Origin of the sequence: Hyphomonas sp. UBA3601 (genome assembly GCF_002375605.1) — a bacterium.
Classification (GTDB): Bacteria; Pseudomonadota; Alphaproteobacteria; order Caulobacterales; family Hyphomonadaceae; genus Hyphomonas.
This window is the reverse complement of record NZ_DFME01000067.1, coordinates 1589-4962: the sequence shown is the minus strand read 5'-3', so window position 1 is coordinate 4962 and position 3374 is coordinate 1589. Positions and strand designations below refer to the sequence as shown.

Annotated in this window: 4 protein-coding genes; 1 reads left to right on the top strand and 3 read right to left on the bottom strand. The window is 58.2% G+C overall.

Features of this window, described 5'->3' with window-relative positions:
- The coding region (locus B4F73_RS07090; RefSeq protein WP_290480958.1) for an LOG family protein at nucleotides 1-216 on the top strand (216 nt) is incomplete at its 5' end.
- 17 nt (nucleotides 217-233) lie between these two features.
- Here B4F73_RS07090 and secF read toward each other — a convergent pair.
- The 3 genes from secF to yajC are packed head-to-tail and all read right to left on the bottom strand — an operon-like array spanning nucleotide 234 to nucleotide 3263.
- Nucleotides 234-1217: a protein translocase subunit SecF gene (gene secF, locus B4F73_RS07085; RefSeq protein ID WP_290482855.1), complete on the bottom strand. Its 984-nt coding sequence runs from the start codon at nucleotides 1215-1217 to the stop codon at nucleotides 234-236.
- A gap of 18 nt (nucleotides 1218-1235) precedes the next feature.
- Nucleotides 1236-2843, bottom strand: a complete 1608-nt coding sequence (gene secD, locus B4F73_RS07080; protein ID WP_206990791.1) for a protein translocase subunit SecD — start codon at nucleotides 2841-2843, stop codon at nucleotides 1236-1238.
- A 48-nt stretch (nucleotides 2844-2891) separates the two neighbouring features.
- Complete coding sequence (yajC, locus tag B4F73_RS07075) at nucleotides 2892-3263, bottom strand: preprotein translocase subunit YajC (protein ID WP_051607524.1); 372 nt, start codon at nucleotides 3261-3263, stop codon at nucleotides 2892-2894.
- Between the last annotated feature and the right edge of the window lie 111 nt (nucleotides 3264-3374).

Here is a 3374-nt window from a genome sequence, read left to right as displayed (position 1 = left end):
GTCGAAATCTTGTCCTGGGCACGCCTCGGCCTGCATGCCAAGCCAATGGCCTTCCTCGACGAAGACGGATTCTGGTCGCCCTTCTTCGAACTGATGGAACACATCATCGACGGCAAGTTCACACCGGAAGGCTTCCGTGCATCACTGGTTCACAGCGATACGCCACAACAAGCCATCGACGCGCTGATGGACAAGGTTATCGTCCTGGACAATTAGGCCGGGGACAGGCGCGTTCAGCCCTGAAAGCCTGGAACATCCTCAATCGGTTTCTTGTTGAGATCCATGCCCAACGCCAGAACGATGGTCGAGGCGATGAAGATGGACGAGTACGTCCCGATAAATACGCCCCAGATCAACGCGAAGCTCATGCCGCGCAGGACTGGACCGCCCAGAAAGAAGATCGCCATCAAAGCCAACAGGGTCGTGCCAGAGGTGAGCAAGGTCCGGGATAGCGTGCCATTCAGCGCAAGGTCGATAACCTCCTTGTCGGCCATCTTCTTATACTTGCGCTTCTCTTCACGCACCCGGTCAAACACAACGACCGTGTCGTTCATCGAGTAACCAATGATTGTCAGCAGGGCCGCAATAGTGGTCAGGTTGAATTCCATCTGAAGGAACGCAAACACGCCGAGCGTGATGATCACGTCATGTGCGAGCGCCGCCACGGCGCCGACCGAGAACTGCCACTCGAACCGGAACCAGATGTAGACCAGCATCAGTGCAAGGGCTGCAATCAGCGCCGTGATCCCATCCCTAAACAATTCCTGCGAAACCTTGGGGCCCACCGAGTCGTTGCGGAGTATCTGCTCGTCAGTTATGCCCAGCGCCTCTTTCAGCGTTTCTGTCACCAGTTCGTTGGTCGCGCCCGTTGCGCGTTCGGCCTGGTCGGTGGCAGACAGCGCCTGAAATTCTTCCCCGAGAATGGACGCATCTGCTTCGCCGTATTTCACGACCACGATACTGCGAGCATCGGTGCCGACCGCGCTGTTCACATCGGCGTTGAGTGGCATCGCCTGACGCACACCTTCCACAGTTATTGTGTCCGTCTGCTCCAGCTCCATCACTGTTCCACCGGCAAAGTCGACACCGAAGTTGAGACCCCGCGTCGCGAGGAAGAAGATGGAAGATGCAATCAGCACCGCTGAGACAACTGCGCCAATCAGGCGAAGGTTCATGAAGCTCAGATTGGTCTTTTGGGGCCAGTATTTGAGTAGCATATCGTATCTCCTCCGGGCCTAGACCGCGAGCTTCTTGGGACGGAAGGTTTTCAACCACATGACCGTGAACCAGCGGGTCACGACAAAGGCGGTGAACACCGATGTGACAATACCGATGGCCAACGTCACGGCGAAGCCTTTCACCGGTCCTGAACCGAGCAGGTAGAGAATGATGGCGGCGATCAGGGTTGTAACGTTCGCATCGAGAATGGTCGAAAAGGCACGTTCATACCCGGCCTGAACGGCCGTGAGGGGAGAGCGCCCATTGCGTTGTTCTTCGCGGATACGTTCAAACACGAGCACGTTGGCGTCGACCGCCATACCGATGGTCAGGATGATGCCTGCGATACCCGGCAGGGTCAGCGTAGCGCCGAGCCCAGAGAGCGCCCCAAGAATCAGAACGATGTTCGCCGCAAGCGAGCCAACGGCAAAACCTCCCATCAGGCCATAAGCAATGATCATGAAGATCGCCACAAGCGCGAGGCCGATCATGGATGCACGTGTACCGGCGCGAATGGAGTCATGCCCCAGCGTGGCGCTGACCGTGCGCTGATCCAGGAATTGGACCTTGGCTGGCATTTCACCGGCCTCGATGATCGCGGCAAGGTCCTGGGCCTCTTCCTGCGTGAAATCACCCGTGATGCGAACATTGCCGCCAGGGATCGGTTCATTGATGCGCGGCGCTGACATGATCACATCATCCAGAACAATCGCAAAAAGCTTGCCGGAATTGTTGCGGGTCGTGTCGTAGAATTTCCGGGCGCCATTGCTGTTGAGGCGGAACGTAATCTGTGGCCGGTTACCTTCGTCAAAACCTTGCGCTGCGTTGGCAATATCTGCGCCGGTCACTTCCGGAATGTTCCGCACGAGCAGCGCCCCGGTCGTCGGCCCTTCCAGCAAGCGATAGCCCGCGCGCGCCACGCCTGCCTGCGCCGAGGTGATCGCGGATGGGCTGTCATCAACAAGATTGAACGTCATCTTGCCGTCACGGCTGAGCAAATCCTTCAAGCGTTGCGGGTCGGGCTCGCCTGGCGCCTCAAGAATGATCCGGTCATTGCCCTGCGGCGTGATCGAGATTTCGGAAACACCGTCGGGATCGACGCGGCGACGAACGATGGTCATCGTCTTGCCCAGCGCGTCTTTCATCAACGCTTCTTCTGATGCGGCGGGAACCGTGACGAGAATCCGGTCTGTGCCGAGCTGTTCGATTTCGTACGTCTTCGCGCCGCCAATCGCGCCTTCCACATTGCCGTTCAGCTTGCGCATACGACGGAGCGCCTCGTCCATCGGGAAGTTGCCTTCGGCGTCAGGACGCGTCAGCGTTATCTCCAGCTGGCGCCCCTTCACGTCTGGCAGATGGCCAATACGCTCGGACGGCGTCACATTGGTAAACGCGCTGCGCACATCACCGGCAAACACTTCCAGACGGTTGGCAATCACCTCGTCTGGATTGATTTCCATCATCAGGTAGACGCCGCCCTGAAGGTCTAGGCCGAGATTAACGCCCTTTTTGGGCATGAAACCCGGCGCATCATCCATGTTCACGACATTCGGCAGCGCCATGACGACACCCCATGCCAGTGTCAGAAGAACAAGCGCGACCTTCCAAGGTGGAAACTGAAGCATGCGGAATTCCTTGTCATGCGAAGGGCCGCAAGCGGGCCCTGCAGGCCCTTAATCGTTGGCGGCGACAGGCTGGTTCTTGCCACGAACGTCGATCACCATCTGCTTGATGATCTGGACGCGAACGCCTTCGGCCAGTTCGACCGTGACTTCCTCGTCGCCCGCCTTGGTCACCTTGCCGACGATGCCGCCGGACGTGACGATCGTATCGCCCTTCTTGATGTTCTCGATCAGGGCCTTGTGCTTCTTCGCGCGCTGTTGCTGCGGGCGGATCAGCAGGAAGTAGAAGATCAGGATCAGCGGCAGGAACAGTAGCACCTGGCTCATGATGCTCGGACCCGACGCGCTTGGCGCGGCCTGCGCCAAGGCCGGCAGTGTTACAATGGCGGCGCCTGCGGTCAGCGTGGCAAGTCTGGTCAGCATTTGGTTCTCTCCCATAGACCCCTGAAAATGTGTTGCTCCTATAGCTGTGGGCAGTTGCATTGGCAAACAAGCCCTGCAGATGAAACCACTGCAACTATAGCGCCTGGGAAC